14 protein-coding genes and 2 pseudogenes are annotated in these 15,165 nt (G+C 66.1%); 9 read left to right on the forward strand and 7 right to left on the reverse strand.

The genetic code is table 11. The features are described 5' to 3' along the window. The 3 genes and pseudogenes from VH326_RS10745 to VH326_RS10755 form a co-directional block, all read right to left on the reverse strand. Window positions 1–147, reverse strand: a pseudogene (locus VH326_RS10745) (glutathione S-transferase family protein); the annotation flags it as partial. Between the two features lie 152 nt (window positions 148–299). Further along, a complete protein-coding gene (locus VH326_RS10750; RefSeq protein WP_329631822.1) occupies window positions 300–590 on the reverse strand; it encodes a GIY-YIG nuclease family protein in 291 nt (96 codons plus the stop codon). Window positions 591–666: 76 nt separating this feature from the next. Then, window positions 667–1,668 (reverse strand): NAD(P)H-quinone oxidoreductase, encoded by a 1,002-nt coding sequence (locus VH326_RS10755; protein WP_329631823.1) that lies wholly within the window; start codon window positions 1,666–1,668, stop codon window positions 667–669. Between the two features lie 67 nt (window positions 1,669–1,735). On the opposite strand from VH326_RS10755, the gene VH326_RS10760 reads away from it, so the two are divergent. The 6 genes from VH326_RS10760 to VH326_RS10785 all read left to right on the forward strand — a co-directional run bounded on the left by VH326_RS10760 (window position 1,736) and on the right by VH326_RS10785 (window position 9,551). Beyond that, window positions 1,736–1,933, forward strand: a complete 198-nt coding sequence (locus tag VH326_RS10760; RefSeq protein ID WP_329631824.1) for a DUF1192 domain-containing protein — start codon at window positions 1,736–1,738, stop codon at window positions 1,931–1,933. An 89-nt stretch (window positions 1,934–2,022) separates the two neighbouring features. Continuing rightward, on the forward strand, window positions 2,023–4,335 hold the full coding sequence (gene clpA, locus VH326_RS10765) for an ATP-dependent Clp protease ATP-binding subunit ClpA (RefSeq protein ID WP_329631825.1): 2,313 nt from the start codon (window positions 2,023–2,025) through the stop codon (window positions 4,333–4,335). Between the two features lie 107 nt (window positions 4,336–4,442). Then, complete coding sequence (locus tag VH326_RS10770) at window positions 4,443–6,128, forward strand: diguanylate cyclase (RefSeq protein WP_329631826.1); 1,686 nt, start codon at window positions 4,443–4,445, stop codon at window positions 6,126–6,128. Between the two features lie 52 nt (window positions 6,129–6,180). Beyond that, window positions 6,181–6,381, forward strand: coding sequence for a hypothetical protein (locus VH326_RS10775; RefSeq protein WP_329631827.1), 201 nt, complete (start codon window positions 6,181–6,183; stop codon window positions 6,379–6,381). Between the two features lie 22 nt (window positions 6,382–6,403). Next, a complete protein-coding gene (locus VH326_RS10780; protein WP_329631828.1) occupies window positions 6,404–8,092 on the forward strand; it encodes a long-chain fatty acid--CoA ligase in 1,689 nt (562 codons plus the stop codon). A 64-nt stretch (window positions 8,093–8,156) separates the two neighbouring features. Continuing rightward, window positions 8,157–9,551 carry an amidase gene (locus tag VH326_RS10785; RefSeq protein ID WP_329631829.1) on the forward strand — a complete coding sequence of 465 codons (1,395 nt, stop codon included), beginning with the start codon at window positions 8,157–8,159 and terminating at the stop codon, window positions 9,549–9,551. Between the two features lie 12 nt (window positions 9,552–9,563). On the opposite strand, the gene VH326_RS10790 is transcribed toward VH326_RS10785, so the two are convergent. Beyond that, a complete protein-coding gene (locus VH326_RS10790; RefSeq protein WP_329631830.1) occupies window positions 9,564–10,580 on the reverse strand; it encodes a C13 family peptidase in 1,017 nt (338 codons plus the stop codon). Window positions 10,581–10,720: 140 nt separating this feature from the next. Here VH326_RS10790 and VH326_RS10795 point away from each other — a divergent pair, with 140 nt between their 5' ends. Then, window positions 10,721–10,978, forward strand: a complete 258-nt coding sequence (locus VH326_RS10795; RefSeq protein ID WP_329631831.1) for a hypothetical protein — start codon at window positions 10,721–10,723, stop codon at window positions 10,976–10,978. Continuing rightward, a complete protein-coding gene (locus VH326_RS10800; protein ID WP_329631832.1) occupies window positions 10,975–11,292 on the forward strand; it encodes a type II toxin-antitoxin system PemK/MazF family toxin in 318 nt (105 codons plus the stop codon). Before VH326_RS10795 ends, VH326_RS10800 begins: the two co-directional genes overlap by 4 nt. Before the next feature lie 321 nt (window positions 11,293–11,613). Here the strand turns inward: VH326_RS10800 and sdhA are convergent, their stop codons facing one another. Genes sdhA through sdhC form a run of 3 tightly spaced genes read right to left on the reverse strand, consistent with a single transcriptional unit; the run spans window position 11,614 to window position 14,242 of the window. Further along, a complete protein-coding gene (sdhA, locus tag VH326_RS10805; RefSeq protein ID WP_329631833.1) occupies window positions 11,614–13,416 on the reverse strand; it encodes a succinate dehydrogenase flavoprotein subunit in 1,803 nt (600 codons plus the stop codon). Continuing rightward, window positions 13,416–13,802, reverse strand: a complete 387-nt coding sequence (sdhD, locus tag VH326_RS10810) for a succinate dehydrogenase, hydrophobic membrane anchor protein (protein WP_329631834.1) — start codon at window positions 13,800–13,802, stop codon at window positions 13,416–13,418. Before sdhD ends, sdhA begins: the two co-directional genes overlap by 1 nt. Beyond that, window positions 13,802–14,242 (reverse strand): succinate dehydrogenase, cytochrome b556 subunit, encoded by a 441-nt coding sequence (gene sdhC / locus VH326_RS10815; RefSeq protein ID WP_329631835.1) that lies wholly within the window; start codon window positions 14,240–14,242, stop codon window positions 13,802–13,804. Before sdhC ends, sdhD begins: the two co-directional genes overlap by 1 nt. A 146-nt stretch (window positions 14,243–14,388) precedes the next feature. Here sdhC and VH326_RS10820 point away from each other — a divergent pair. Next, a pseudogene (locus VH326_RS10820) lies at window positions 14,389–15,165 on the forward strand (chemotaxis protein); the annotation flags it as partial.

The raw sequence follows: 15,165 nt of genomic DNA on the forward strand, positions 1-15,165 counted from the left end.
GTCCAGAAACGCGGCGGAGCGGGTTTCGCCCTTCATGATATCATATTCCCGGCGTTCGATCGGGATGCCGAGAAGCGCCGCGGTCAGGCGGATCTTGTAGCAATTTCCCGACTGGGCATATTCGTGCAAGATCGTGCGCGCGCTCATCCGCCCTCCCCTTCCCCGTCACCCTTGCCGCGCGGCGCCCGGAGCCGACAATCAAAAGATCGGCGGGGACTATAAGCAGGGCTTATGAATCGCCTCAAGCGGGACGACATCCTTTTTCGTCATTCCCGCGAAGGCGGGAATCCCGCTTCTTCTTACCCAATCAACGCATCGTAAAGGTCCAGCCAATCGGGATTAGCCTTCTCGATCAGCTCGATCTTCCATGCGCGAAGCCATTTCTTGATCGCCTTCTCCCGGGCGATGGCTTCGTCGATGCGCTCGTAGAACTCGGCGTGAACGATGCGCCTTAGATTGTACTTTTTCACGAATTTTGAGCCGTGCCGTGTGCGGTGCTGGAACACGCGTCTCGCCAGGTCCGCAGTGACGCCAGTGTAGATCGCGCCGCGGTAGCGGTCGGCCATCATGTAGAGCCAGCCTCCGCGCATCACGAGGGAGATAGAAAGGAAAGAAGCGGGATTCCCGCTTTCGCGGGAATGACGGCGAGAGGCTGAATCACCGCACTCACCCCATGGTCAGCACGATCTTGCCGACATGCTCGCCCGAATCCATCATCCGGTGAGCGTCAGCGGCCTGGGCGAGGGGGAAGGTCGCGTGGATCACCGGCCTTAGCTGCCCCCGTTCGACGAACGGCCAGACCGAGCTCGCCAGCTCGTCGGCGACCAGCGACTTGAACGCGGCGGGGCGCGGGCGGAGGGTCGAGCCGGTAAGGGTCAGCCGGCGCTGCATGACCATCGGAATGAACAGCTCCGCCTTCGGCCCGCGCTGGACCGCGATCGAGACGTGGCGGCCCTCCTCGGCGAGGCATTCGAGGTTGCGCGGAAGATAATCGCCGCCGACCATGTCGAGGACGATGTCGACGCCGCGGCCGTCGGTCAGCCTCTTCACCTCGGCAACGAAGTCCTGCGCCTCATAGTTGATCGCGTGGGACGCTCCGAGCGCCTCGGCGCGGCGGCATTTGTCGACGCTGCCGCAGGTGACGATCATGTCGAGCCCGAACAGGCCGGCGAGCGCGAGCGCCATCGTGCCGATGCCGCTGGTGCCGCCATGGACGAGCACCCGATCGCCCTCCTTGGCGAAGGCGCGCTCGAACAGGTTCGTCCAGACGGTGAACAAGGTCTCCGGCATCGCCGCCGCCTCGACCATCGACAGCGCCTCCGGCACGGTCAGGCATTGGCCCGAGGGGGCGGGGCAATATTCGGCATAGCCGCCCCCGGCGACCAGGGCGCAGACCGGCTGGCCGATCAGCTCGGCGTGGCCCCCTTCCCCGACGGCCACGATCTCGCCGGCGACTTCGAGGCCCGGGATCGATGGCGCGCCCGGCGGCGGCGGATAGAGGCCCTTGCGCTGGAGCAGGTCCGGCCGGTTGACCCCCGCCGCTGCGACCCGGATCAGCACCTCGCCGGCGCCGGGGCGCGGCACCGGCCGACGCACCGGCTGCAGAACCTCGGGGCCGCCGGCCTCGGCCGGATCGATCGCGATCATCTCGTCCGGAAGCTCGGCCACGATTCCTCCCTGCGCTCAGGCGGCGTTTTTATTGACTTGGGCGCGGCTTCGGTCAACTTTGCGGGCCATGGACCTCGACGAGCTCTTTCCGGACAAGCCCGACGATCCGCTGACGCTGCTGACCAGGCAGGACCTCGATCCGCTCTCGGTCGACGAGCTCCAGGCCCGCATCGCGATTCTCGAAGGCGAGATCGCCCGGGTGAAGGCGAAATTGGAAAACGCGGTTAACTTTCGGTCAACGGCTGACGAGCTATTCCGCAAATAGGTCTTTCCCCGGGGTTGATGTCCGCGGGCCGAGGGCCGACATTGAGCGCGAGGGGCCATGAAATCTCTCAGGGCCCGCAGGAGTGACGAATGCCAAGCTTTGCCCGTGAACTCGAGCAGACGCTGCACAACGCGCTTGGCGAGGCGAGCAGCCGCCGCCACGAATATGCGACGCTCGAGCATCTGCTGCTTGCCCTGATCGAGGACGTCCATGCCGGACGCGTGATGGAGGCGTGCGGCGTCAATACCGGCGAGCTGCGCGACGCGGTCCGCCACTATCTCGACACCGAGCTCGAAACGCTGAAAGTCTCATCGGACACCGATCCCTCGCCGACCAGCGGATTCCAGCGCGTCGTCCAGCGCGCCATCCTCCACGTCCAGTCCTCGGGCCGCGACGAGGTGACCGGCGCCAACGTTCTGGTCGCTCTCTTCTCCGAGCGCGAGAGCTATGCGGTCTATTTCCTGCAGCAGCAGGACATGAGCCGATTGGACGCGGTCACCTATATCAGCCACGGCGTCGGCAAGGGCGAGGCGGTGGCCCAGCCGAGCGAGACCAAGGGCGCCGAGGAGGCCAAGCAGGACGAGGGCAAGAAGAAGCCGGAATCCGCGCTCAAGCAGTTCACGATCAACCTCAACGAAAAGGCCGAGGAAGGCCGCGTCGATCCGCTGATCGGGCGCGGGCCGGAGGTCGACCGGACCATCCAGATCCTCTGCCGCCGCTCGAAGAACAACCCGCTCTATGTCGGCGATCCCGGCGTCGGCAAGACTGCGATCGCGGAAGGCCTGGCGCGCAAGATCATCGAGGGCGACGTCCCCGAGGTGCTGAAGCCCGCGGTGATCTATTCGCTTGACATGGGCGCCCTGCTCGCAGGCACGCGCTATCGCGGCGATTTCGAGGAACGGCTCAAAGCGGTGGTGAACGAGCTCGAGAAGCTCCCCCACGCGATCCTGTTCATCGACGAGATCCACACCGTGATCGGCGCCGGCGCGACCAGCGGCGGCGCGATGGACGCGTCTAACCTGCTCAAGCCGGCGCTGTCGGGCGGCACGATCCGTTGCATCGGATCGACCACCTACAAGGAGTTCCGCAACCATTTCGAAAAGGACCGCGCGCTGCTCCGCAGGTTCCAGAAGATCGACGTCAACGAGCCGACGATCGAAGATACGGTCAAGATTCTCGCTGGGCTGCGCTCGGCGTTCGAGGAGCACCATTCGGTCAAGTACACGCCCGACGCCATCAAGTCGGCGGTCGAGCTGTCGGCGCGCTACATCAACGACCGCAAGCTGCCGGACAAGGCGATCGACGTGATCGACGAAGTCGGCGCGATGCAGATGCTGGTGCCGCCGTCCAAGCGCAAGAAGACGATCACCACGCGCGAGATCGAAGCGGTGATCGCGACGATGGCGCGGATCCCGCCGAAATCGGTGTCGAAGGACGATACCCAAGCGCTGGCCAACCTCGAAACCGACCTCAAGCGCGTGGTGTTCGGGCAGAACGATGCGATCGAAAAGCTCGCCTCGGCGATCAAGCTCAGCCGCGCGGGCTTGCGCGATCCCGAAAAGCCGATCGGCAATTATCTGTTCACCGGCCCGACCGGGGTTGGCAAGACCGAGGTCGCGCGCCAGCTCGCCTCGATCATGGGCATCCCGCTCCAGCGCTTCGACATGTCCGAATATATGGAGCGCCATTCGGTCTCGCGGCTGATCGGTGCGCCCCCGGGCTATGTCGGGTTCGACCAGGGCGGTCTGCTGACCGACGCGGTCGATCAGCAGCCGCATTGCGTGCTGCTGCTCGACGAAATCGAGAAGGCGCACCCCGATCTGTTCAACATCCTGTTGCAGGTGATGGACAATGGGCGCCTGACCGACCAGCACGGCAAGTCGGTCGACTTCCGCAATGTCATCCTGATCATGACGACCAATGCCGGCGCGTCCGACATGGCGCGTGAGACGCTCGGCTTCGGCAACCTGTCGCGCGAGGGCGAGGACGAGCAGGCGGTGCAGAAGATGTTCACGCCGGAATTCCGCAACCGGCTCGATGCGATCGTTCCGTTCGGTTACTTGCCGCCCGAGGTCGTCGCGCGGGTGGTGGAGAAGTTCATCCTCCAGCTCGAGCTCCAGCTGGCGGATCGCAACGTCCACATCAACCTCGACGATGAATCGAAGGCGTGGCTGACGACCAAGGGCTATGACAAGCTCTATGGCGCACGCCCGATGGGCCGTTTGATCCAGGAGAAGATCAAGCAGCCGCTCGCCGAGGAATTGCTGTTCGGCAAGCTCGTTCACGGTGGCGAGGTGACGGTCAAGATGAAGGACGGCGCGCTGTCGTTCGCGATCGAGCCCGCCCCGCCCAAGAAATCGGGCAAGAAGGGCGGCAAGCCGGCCAAGGTGGAAGCCAAGTAACGCGGTCATGGGGGGCAGCCGGCCGGGAAGCGATTCCCGGCCGGCTGCCCCCTCATGGCGTAGGCGCGGTTTACCAATAATTTCCTGATCCACATTAGGCACGAGGGATGCGGCGCGCCGGTCATCCCCTTCTCCTGCTCGCCTTCCTACTGGCGGCCGCGATCGGCCTGTTTGCCCCGCCCGCGCGTGCGCAGAGCGCCGCCGTTACCGGCGTTTCGCTGCCGGTTTGCGTCACGCGAGTTGCGGCTAACGACAAACCAGAGGCGATGTTCGCGGCGCCGGCGCGGTTCGATTGCACGGTATCGCAGACCAGCCTGCACCAAGGCAATTTCTGGGTGCTGTCGCAGCCGCTCACGACCATTCCCGACCGGGCCCAGCGCGAGCGCGTGCGAATCGCAAGCCTTTGGCAGGATCGAGTCACGCTCTACGCGCTCTATCCCGATGGTCGCATCCGCGGGGAGAGTTACGACGGCCACGCCGCCACTCGCCATCTGCAGCTCGGCGGGATGATCCAGTGGCGGCTCGACCCGCGTCTGGGCGCGCCGGTGCGATTGCTGTGGCGAGTCGACGGCAGCGCCAATCTGCGTGGCATTTTGAATGCGCCGACGTTCACCACCGCAGCCGAGGCATCGCGCGCCAACATCACGATGGCGGCGATCTATTCGGGGTTCGCGGGGCTGTGTCTTGCGCTGCTGATCTACAATCTCGCGATGTGGGGCGCGCTGCGACATCGCTTCCAGCTCGCCTATTGCGCGATGGTGTCGTCGCTGCTGCTCTATGCCTTCACCTCGTCGGGCGGACTGGCCTGGGCCTTTCCCGGGATCCTCAACAACGACCGCCTGCGGCTCAACTATTTGTTGCTCGCCGCCGCCGCCGCGACTGCGTTGATGTTCGCGCGCGCGTTCTTTCCGCCCATCGCCGAGGGCCGGATTTCACGGGCGGCGAACTGGCTGACGGCTCTGGGCCTGTGCGGGATGACGGCGTTCGCGCTGCTCGCGCCGTGGCAGATCGTGCTGCTCGACGGTTTCTACAACGCCAGCTTCGCGATATTCCTGGTCGCGGTCGTGCCGATCGTCGCGCGCGCCCGCGCCGAGCGCAGCGCGCATCTGTGGCTGTTCGCGATTGCGTGGGCGGCGCCTTTGGTGTTCGCGGCGCTTCGCCTGCTCGCCAATATCTCGGTGGTGCGCTGGAACTTCTGGCTCGACAATTCGACCATCCTCGCGATGGCGTTCGAGGCGGTCGTCTCGACGCTTGCGATTGCCTATCGCATCCGGCTGCTGAGCGTCGAACGCGACGAAGCGATCAAGCGCGAGGTCATCGCCGCGCGGCTCGCCGACACCGATCCGCTGACCGGGCTGCTCAACCGCCGTGCCTTCCTGCGCCAGGCATTCGGGCGACCGGGCGAGCAAGTGCTGATCCTGACCGACCTCGACCATTTCAAACAAGTCAACGAGACGCTGGGGCATGACGGCGGCGACGAAGTGCTGCGGCTGTTCGCGCGCGTGCTGCGCCAATCCGCCCCTAACAGCGCGCTCATCGCGCGGATGGGGGGCGAGGAGTTCGCATTGCTGTGTCATGCGAACCAGGCGATCGCGCCCGATGCGGTGCTCGAACGGCTTCGCGCCGCACGGATGCCGTTCGACCTGACCGTCACCACCAGCATCGGCGCGTGCAGCGGGCCGTTGGCCAACGAGAGCGACTGGAAAGCGATGTATCGCCGCGCCGACCAGGCGTTGTTCGACGCCAAGCAGGCTGGTCGCGACCGCGCGAGATACGCCGCTTTGGCCGCCTGATCGCCGAGCGATTTCCTTTGTCGTTACGCCAGCGTGCGCTTATGGTCGCGTCATGCGGAGGGGCAGGACACTTCTGGTCGTGGCGGGCGCGCTGGCGCTACTCGCGGTCGCGCGTCACCCGACCGCCGATATCGAAATCCTGACTCACCAATCGAATGACCCCGCTCCGCATCGCATCCAGGCCGCGGTCGACCTCGGCGTGGTCGCGATCAAGTTCCTGCTGACCTGGACCGGCGGTCGGGTCGCGTCCTAGCCGCTTTCCCGTCTCGGCAGCCATGGACCCCGAACAGCTCTGGCGCGGCCGGACCTATCGCCACCCGGCGCCGTGGGCGACCGACTTCCCGCCGCTGTCGCTGACTGCGATGTTCGAAGATGCCGGGCGGCGGCACGGCGACAGGCCGCTGATCGATTTCCTCGGCCGCCACTATTCGTATGCCGAGACGCTCGACGGCGCCAACCGAGTCGCAGCCGGGCTCGCCGCGCTCGGCTATGGCGCAGGCGACCGGATCGGGCTGTTCCTGCCCAACGTGCCGCATTACGTCGCCGCCTATTTCGGCATCCTCCGGCTCGGTGCGACGGTGGTCAATTTCTCGCCGCTCTACACGGTCGAGGAACTGGCGCATCAGGTCGAGGATTCGGGGACTCGCGCGCTGTTCACGCTATCGGCGAGCGCGCTGCTGCCGACCGCGCTCAAGGTGCTCGACGGATCGAGCCTCGAGCGGCTGATCGTCGGATCGGTCGCCGGCGCGCTGCCCGCAACCAAGTCGCTCTTCTACCGCCTGTTCCGCGGCAAGGAGGTCGCCATGCGTCCAGACGACCCCCGCATTCTCGCCTTTTCCTCGCTGATCGCGAATGAGGGCGCCCTCGCCTCTCCTGCAATCGATCCGCTGAACCATGTCGCCGTGATCCAATATACCGGCGGCACCACCGGCACGCCCAAGGGCGCGATGCTGACTCACCAGAATCTGTCGGCCAACGCGCGGCAAGTCGAGGGGATGGACCCGGAACCCGGCGGCGAGGACCGCATTCTGGGCGTGCTGCCGCTGTTCCACGTCTTCGCCAATACCTGCGTGATGAACCGCACGATCGCCAACGGGGGCACGATCGTGATGCTGCCGCGGTTCGACGGCGGACAAGTGCTGGCGGCGATCCAGCGGACCAGGGCGACGGCGCTGCCCGGCGTGCCGACGATGTACCAGGCGCTGCTCGATCATCCCAAGCTGACCCGCGCCGACCTTTCGAGCCTCAAATACTGCATCTCGGGCGGTGCGCCGCTGCCGTCCGAGGTCAAGGCCAGGTTCGAAGCGGCGACCGGCGCGCGCGTGATCGAGGGCTACGGCCTGTCCGAGAGTTCGGGCGTCGTCGCGTGCAATCCCTATGCGAGCGATGGCGAGCTCGGCACGATCGGGCAGCCGATCCCCGGCACGCACGTCCGGCTGGTCGACAAGGAAGACCCGACGCATCCCCCGCCCGACGGCGAACCAGGCGAGATCGTCGTCCGCGGACCGCAGATCATGAAGGGCTATTGGAACCGCCCGGACGCCGATGCCGAGGTGTTCGTGACCGACGCGGCCGGCACCTGGCTGCGCACCGGCGATGTCGGGACGATCGACAGCGACGGCTTCATCCGGGTGGTCGACCGCTTGAAAGACATGATCGCCGTCTCTGGTTTCAAGGTGTTCCCGAGCCAGATCGAGGCGGTGCTGTACAAACATCCGGCGGTGAAGGAGGCGCTGGTGATCGGCGTCCCCGACCCCTATCGCGGCGAGCAGCCCCGCGCCTTCGTCACGCTCAACGACGGCGCCGCCGCGACGCCCGATGAACTCAAGGCATGGCTCAACCCGCAACTCGGCCATCACGAGCGAGTCGATCAGGTGGTGGTCCGCCTGACCCTCCCCAAGACATTGGTCGGCAAGTTGAGCCGCAAAGAGCTCGTCGCCGAAGTGAACGCGGGCGGGGGCTGAAAGTTTCTTCGTCACCCGGCCCTGAGCCGGGCTGATCACAAAACAGGATGAAGGAGAGCATAGCATGGCCGACATGGCGGATTGGGATGCGACCGAGACGGCGGCGGCGATCCGTGGCGGCGCGGTGTCGGCGCTCGAAGCGGTCGACGCGGCGATCACGCGCGCCGAAGCGATCGACCCACAGCTCAACTTCCTGGTGGCGGAGGGATTCGAGCGCGCGCGGGAGCGCGCGCGCGCGCCGCTCGGCGACGGGCCATTCGCGGGCGTTCCCTTCCTGATCAAGGATCTCGACGATTTGATCGGCCTGCCGACGCGCTCCGGATCGCGTGCAACCGCCGGGCTGGCGCCCGCGACCCGCCAGTCGGCGCTGACCGACGGGCTGATAGCGGCCGGGCTCAACCCGATCGGCAAGAGCGCGACCCCCGAACACGGCTTCCTGCCGACCACCGAGCCGCTTGCGTTCGGCCCAACCCGCAATCCGTGGGATCCCGCACGCTCGGCCGGGGGATCGTCGGGCGGTGCGGCGGCGGCGACCGCTGCGCACGTCGTGCCGTTCGCGCATGCCAGCGACGGCGGCGGATCGATCCGCATCCCGGCATCGTGCTGCGGGCTGTTCGGATTGAAGCCGTCGCGCGGGCGGACGCTCGCGACCGATCCCGGCCACTTCCCGCTGCCGCTCAGCGTCCAATTGTGCGTGTCGCGCAGCGTGCGCGACAGCGCGGCGCTGCTGGCAGCGGTCGAGGCGAAGGATGGCGGGCTGCCCCGGGTCGGGATGGTCGATGCGCCCGCCGCAAAACGCCTGCGCATCGGGCTGGTGATCGACAGCGCATCGGGTGGCGTGCCCGATCCCGAAGTGGCGAGCGCGATCGAGGGAACGGCAACGTTGCTCGAACAACTCGGCCACCATGTCGAGCGCACCGCCTGGCCGGCCCCGATCGCGAACATGGGCGACGCGTTCCTGCTCGCCTGGTCGCAAGGCGCGGCCAACATCCTCGCCGAAGCCGGCGAGCGGCTCGGTCATGCGCCCGGCCTGGACGAGGTCGAGCCGTTCAGCCTGGCGATGGCGACGATCGTTGCAAGCGCCCCGGCGGGCGCGGTCGAGCAAGCGGTGGCGTTCCTCGATTCGCTGCGCGCGCCGTACGATACCTGGCTCGCGCTATACGACATGATCCTGTCGCCGGTGCTGTCGCTGCCGCCGCCCGAGCTGGGCTGGCTCGCGCCCGATCTGCCGGTCGAGACGATGGCCGAGCGGCTGACTCGCTATGTCGGCTATACGACGGCGTTCAACGTCGTCGGCGCGCCAGCGATGAGCGTGCCCGCCGCCTGGACCGCGCAGGGCCTGCCGATCGGCGCGCAGTTTGGCGCGGCGGTCGGCGCCGAGGCGGCGTTGCTCGGGCTGGCGTATGAGCTGGAGGAAGCACGGCCGTGGGCTGGGCGGCGGCCAGCAGTCTGCGCCTAAAGCTGCCTGCGCCTAGGGCGTCCGATCGGTAAAGATCGTGATTGCCGGGCGCCCGACCAGCGGGGTCGCGGTCGGTGGCATCCGCGCCTCGAGCGGCGTGAGCCAGACGCCGACGTTCTTGCCGATCGCCACTTGCGGCTGCGACGGCGTGATGTTGCCCATCGACTCCCACTGCGTGATCAGCCCGCGCGCATTCTCCGCCGCGCTGGCGAGCGGGACCGGCTGGCGCAGGGCGTTGTTGATGATCGCGTCGCCGAAGAAGGTCCAGTCCTTGTCGGCCTGGCACCCGAACGAGGTGCGGTCGGCCGATGCCGCGGTGAGCAGCGCGGTGTCGTCGTTTGCCAGCGCGGGGACGAAGATGCCCGAAAAGCAGGCCGACAGGATCAGCAGCCGGTTCCTGATGCCGATCTCGTCGAACAGCCGCGCCATCCGCGCCGGCGCGACGATCCCGAATCCGTCGTCGCCGTCGTGATACGCCAGCCCGACCGGCGCGCCGTGCCCGGCGGTGTAGAGCACCAGCACGTCCTGCTTCTTGTCCATCAGCTCGGCCACGCGCGCGAGCGCGATCGCGAGGTTGCGTGGGCTACCGTTGGGCAGCGTCGACGGCCCGCTGCCGTCGGTCCCGGCGAGCACGATGACATGTCCGGCGGCGCTATAGCGGCGGCTGAGCACCTTCCCCGCCTCGCGCGCCTCCCGACCAAATATCGGGTCGCTGTCGAGTCCCACCACGACCACATATGCGTCGACCGTGCCGGGCTTCTGCGGAGCGAGCGCGGCAAGCGCCTTGTCGAGCTTGCGCTGATCGTCGAGCAGCCATTTGGGCGAACGGTCGCGTTCGAGTTCCGGCCCGAGATCGAGCGAAGCCTTTGCCTCGGCCTCGTTGCTGCCCGAGGCGAGGCCGGGCCAGTCGGCGGTGTGCTGGGGGGCGGTGTAGGTGGAGGATTGGCCCGTCGCCGACGTCGTCAGCGCGCCCGCGCCGAGCACGATCAGCGCCGGGAGAACAAGACGACGGAGAAGCGGACGACGCATGGATTCGGCCCCCTGATGGCGCCACCAACACGTGCCGCGGGCGCGCGCTGTGTCAAGCGGCCAAATGTCGCGGCGCGCAAAACAGTTATAACATTGTGCTTACATGGCTGCCTGCTATATAAGCAGGATTGGAGACGACGATGCAAACTGCCTTGCGCAAGATGGGAAATTCGACCGGGTTGATCGTGCCTCGCACGATGCTGAGCGAGATCGGCGTCACGACCGGCGCGGCAATGGACCTGAAGGTCGAGGACGGGAAGCTGATCGCGACACCGCTCCGTCATCCGCGCGAAGGTTGGGCGGAAGCTGCGGCCGCGGTTGCCGCGGCGGAAGAGGATCCCGACGAGGCTGCGTGGGCAGGCTTCGGCAATGATGGCGATGATGAGCTGACTTGGTGAAGCGGGGCGATGTCTGGCTGGTCGCGCTGGATCCAACCGTCGGAACCGAGATACAGAAGACACGCCCCTGCGTCATCATCTCGCCGGACGAGATGAACGGCATTCTGCGGCGAACGATCGTCGCGCCGATTACCAGCGGCAGCCACCCCGCTCCTTTTCGTGCAGCCGTCACGTTTCGCCCGCGACCGGGTCTGATTCTGCTGGATCAGATCAGGACGGTGGACCGCCAGCGCCTGATCAAGAAGGTCGGCACTGTCGAAGACGCGACGCTCGCAGCGGTGCTCGATATACTGACGGGCATGTTTGCTGGGTAACCCTGCGTGGCGTGACTAGAGACGCTGAGAAAGATGTGGCTAGCGGATCGGCTGGAGACCGCTGGTTGACCGTTATGCGCGGTCCCCACGTATCCGATCGCGCAAAGCTGAAAACCTTTCGGTAGTACGATACGTAAAGGGATCGCCCGGACCGCCTACACCAATCCGTTCGACCAAACCCAAGCCTACCAAGAGGCGACAATCTGAATTGACAGCTTGTTGTACTGCGCTCTTGCCGAACAGTTCACGCGCTATCTCGATTTCGGTGAGCCCGGGCCGACGCTCAATAAGATCGAGCAAACCGGTTTGACAGGTCGGCCATCAATAAACCCGCTTCTTCGGCTTGATATAATCCACGTCGTCGGTCAGCGTGTAGTCGTGCACCGGGCGGTAATCGATCGCGACCGCACCGCCTTGGCCGCCCCACCCGTCGAACGTCGCCAAGGTGTGCTTCATCCAGTTGGCGTCGTCGCGCTCGGGGTAATCCTCGTGCATGTGCGCGCCGCGGCTTTCGGTGCGGTTGGCGGCGCCGCGGATCGTGACGACCGCCTGGGCGAGCAGATTGTCGAGTTCGAGCGTCTCGATCAGATCGGTGTTCCAGATCAGCGAGCGATCGGTGATACCGACGTCGCTCATCGACTTGTACACCACGTCCATGTGCGCGACGCCTTCGCCGAGCAGCGCGGTGTCGCGGAACACTGCGCAATGCTTTTGCATCGTGCGCTGCATGTCGAGGCGGATTTCGGCGGTCGGCTTCGATCCGCTCGCGTTGCGGAAATGGTCGAGCCGGGCGATCGCCTTGTCGTCCGCGCCCGCCACCACCGCGCCGTGCCGGGTGTTGGGGGGGAGGATCTCGGCGATGCGCTTGCCGGTGGCGCGGCCGAACACGACGAGATCGATCAGCGAGTTCGAGCCCAAGCGGTTGGCGCCGTGAACCGACACGCACGCCGCCTCGCCGACTGCGAACAGGCCGGGCACGACCGCATCGGGGTCGCCGTCCTTCAGGTGAACGACTTCGCCATGATAGTTCGTGGGGATGCCGCCCATATTGTAATGGACCGTCGGCGTGACGGGGAGCGGCTGGCGCGTGAGGTCGACCCCCGCGAAGATCTTGCCCGTCTCGGTAATACCGGGCAGCCGCTCGTGGAGCACCTTGGGATCGATGTGATCGAGGTGGAGGTAGATATGGTCCTTGTTGGGGCCGACGCCGCGCCCTTCGCGCATTTCCATCGCCATCGATCGTGAGACCACGTCGCGCGACGCAAGGTCCTTCGCCGACGGGGCATAGCGTTCCATGAACCGCTCGCCCTCGGAATTGGTTAGATACCCGCCCTCGCCGCGCGCGCCTTCGGTGATCAGCACGCCGGCACCGTAGATGCCGGTCGGGTGGAACTGAACGAACTCCATGTCCTGCAAAGGCAGCCCGGCGCGAAGCACCATGCCGCCGCCGTCGCCGGTGCAGGTGTGCGCCGAAGTCGCCGAGAAATAGCAGCGGCCATAGCCGCCGGTCGCGAGCACCGTCGCGTGGCTGCGGAAACGGTGGATACTGCCGTCGTCCATGCACAAGGCGATCACGCCCTTGCACTCGCCGCCCTCCATGATGAGGTCGAGCGCGAAATATTCGATGTAGAAATCGGCGTCGAAGCGAAGGCTCTGCTGGTACAGCGCGTGCAGCATCGCGTGGCCGGTGCGGTCGGCGGCGGCGCAGGTGCGCTGTGCGGGCGGCCCCTCGCCCATATTCTGCATCATCCCGCCGAACGGGCGCTGGTAGATCTCGCCCGCCTCGGTCCGGCTGAACGGCACCCCGGCATGTTCGAGCTCGTACACTGCGGCCGGTGCCTCGCGCACCATATATTCGATCGCGTCCTGATCGCCGAGCCAGTCCGACCCCTTGACGGTGTCGTACATGTGCCAGGTCCAGTGATCCGGCCCCATATTGCCGAGGCTCGCCGCAATCCCGCCCTGCGCCGCCACGGTGTGGCTGCGGGTCGGGAAGACCTTGGTGATGCACGCGGTCTTCAGACCATTCTGCGCGCATTCCATCACCGCGCGCAGGCCCGAACCGCCCGCGCCGACCACGACCGCGTCATAGGTGTGGTCGATAACCTTGTACGCTTCGCTCATCAGCCCGTGACCGTCACCAATGCTGCCTTAAGGATCGCGAAGATCGCGGTGACCGCGATGACCGCGAGGAAATATTCGAGCGCCACCAGCGCCAGGACGCGGCTTTCGTCATGCTGGTAGTCCTCGATTAGGGTCTGCAGCCCGATCCGCGCGTGCCAGCAGGTCGAGATGACCAGCAGGATCATCGGCACCGCAACCCAGGCGGAGGCGATCCACGAATGCACGCTGCCGTAATCGAAGCCGCTCAACCGCGTGAGCGAGATCATGAACCAGGCGAGGAAGAACAGGTTCGACCCCGCGGTAACGCGATGCCGCCACCAATGATGCGCACCTTCGTGCGCGCTGCCGAGCCCGCGGACCCGGCCGATTTCGGTACCGTCGCCCATTATTTGGCTCCCGCGAAGAGGACGTCCTTGAGCATCACGCCCCAGAACAGAAGGGTGAGGAGGACCGATCCGACGAAGGTCAGCAGTGCGCTGGTCTTGTTGGATTTGAGCTCGAAGTTCGCGCCGGTATCCATCACCAGATGGCGAATGCCGCTCATCATGTGCTGGAACAAGGCGAGGGTCAGCCCGATCCCGACGACATAGCCGAGGATGTTCCAGTTCGGTCCGGTGAACCATGACAGGAACCAGTCGTAACTGTCCTTGCCCGCAGCGAGCGACGCGAGCCACCAGGTGAACAGCAGACCGCCGACGATCGCCATGCCGTCCCCGGTCGCGCGGTGGAGGATCGAGACCGTCATGTGCGGGCCCCATTTGTAATGGCTGAGGTGCGGCGCGATCGGGCGCGCGGGCTGGGCGGCGGATTTGGGCGGTGTGGCCAAGGAAAATACCCCTGAAAGGATGCGTGCGTCCTCTTACCCCTCGCGGTCGCCGATGCAAGCGGCGAGCGATTTCCTAACCTGTTCTTAACCAAGCTCCGGCTAGCCATCGTCACGATCGACACGCGCAACCACCGGAGCATTTCAACTTGAACATCAACGATCTGCCCTCGTCCGACGCGATGGCCGCCAAGGTCCGCCTGTCGGAACGGCTGCGCATTTTCGACTTCGACGGATCGCTCGCCTCCGCCAGCCGCGACGTGTGGACCACGATCGAACCCGATATCCGGGCCATCTCCGAAGCCTATTGGCAGCAATGGCTGCGCTGCTTCGCCGATGATCGCGTGTGGGCGCCGCACGAAACCGCCAAGATGATCGACCTCGGCGTCGACTTCCTGCGCATGCGGTTCCTCAACACCGCCGAGCGTGGCTGGGTCGAATCGATCGCCCGCTCCGTCGTCGCGGCGTACGCGGGCAAGGTCGAGCCCGAAGCCCTGCTGTCGATGATCAACGCCAGCGACCGCGCCGCGCTCGACAGTTTGATGAAGCGAGTCGACCGCGACGATCCGCGCCTCCCGGTGATGATCGACACGTTGCTCCGCCTGTCGGCGATGGAGGGCGACATCACCGTCGCGCTCTACAACGCTTATGTCGAGCACGCGGCGCAAACGGCGCGCGAATCGCTCGCCGCCGAATTCCGCGACGGCATCGCCAAGGTGGTCGAACGCTCGGGCCAGGAGAGCCATGCGTTGCGCGACCAGTCGGTGCGCACGTCGAGCTCTGCCCGCGGTATGATCGGCAAGACGTCGGAAGTGGCCGCCGCCGCCGAGCAATCGGCAGTGGCGATGCGAGAGGCGGCGCAGACCGCGGCGGGGCTGATCCGAGCGATCGAGGATGCGCGGATCGAAGTCGAGGCGGCCGCCGAG

The sequence above is a fragment of the Sphingomonas sp. genome (assembly GCF_036269755.1).
Lineage (GTDB): Bacteria > Pseudomonadota > Alphaproteobacteria > Sphingomonadales > Sphingomonadaceae > Sphingomonas.